The sequence below is a fragment of the Streptomyces lushanensis genome (assembly GCF_001700515.1).
Classification (GTDB): domain Bacteria; phylum Actinomycetota; class Actinomycetes; order Streptomycetales; family Streptomycetaceae; genus Streptomyces; species Streptomyces lushanensis.
This window is the reverse complement of sequence record NZ_MAUD01000491.1, coordinates 1-616: the sequence shown is the minus strand read 5'-3', so window position 1 is coordinate 616 and position 616 is coordinate 1. Positions and strand designations below refer to the sequence as shown.

General features: G+C 70.9%; 1 protein-coding gene and 1 pseudogene. Both read left to right on the top strand.

Translation table 11 applies throughout. The features are described 5' to 3' along the window. Window positions 1–171 (top strand): annotated as a pseudogene (locus BFF77_RS37310) (NAD-dependent epimerase/dehydratase family protein); the annotation flags it as partial. A gap of 65 nt (window positions 172–236) precedes the next feature. Then, window positions 237–616: TerD family protein (locus BFF77_RS30280; protein ID WP_141698569.1), on the top strand; the 380-nt coding region annotated here is incomplete at its 3' end.

Sequence of the window (616 nt, the reverse complement as noted above, 5' to 3'; positions counted from 1 at the left end):
CTGTGGTGGGACCTGACGAGCGCGCGGGCGCTGGGATACGAGCCCCGGGACGACTCGGAGCGGTTCGCGGAGAAACTCCTCGCGGACCAGGGACCGCTCGATCCGGCCAATCCGGACCACGCGTATCTGGGCGGTCGGTTCGTCACCGACCCGCCGCGCTGGCCGCACTGACGCGGACGGCACGCGAATGGCGTAGGTAAGGGAACGGTAAAGCGGGGTCGTTCGTTACGTCAGGCATGACAGCTATGACCCCCGGCTCGAACATCCCCCTTCCCACCACCCATGTGGCGGTGGACGTCGCCGCTCCCGTGCGGCTCGACGTATCGGGCCTGCTGCTCACCGCCGACGGCAAGGTGCGCTCGGACGACGACTTCATCTTCTACAACCAGCCCGCGGGCCCGGGCGTGACCTACCGCTCGGGCGGAGGCGCGGCGCCGGACGCGATCGTCGTCGACACCACCGCACTGCCGCCGGGGATCGAGAAGATCGTCGTCACCGCGAGCCCGGACGCCGCCGGACAGAGCTTCCAGGGCATCGAGCCCACCGCGACGATCCGCGACGCCGCCACGGGCGGCGCGCTCGCCACCTTCACACCGCCGCGGCTGGGCACCGAGAC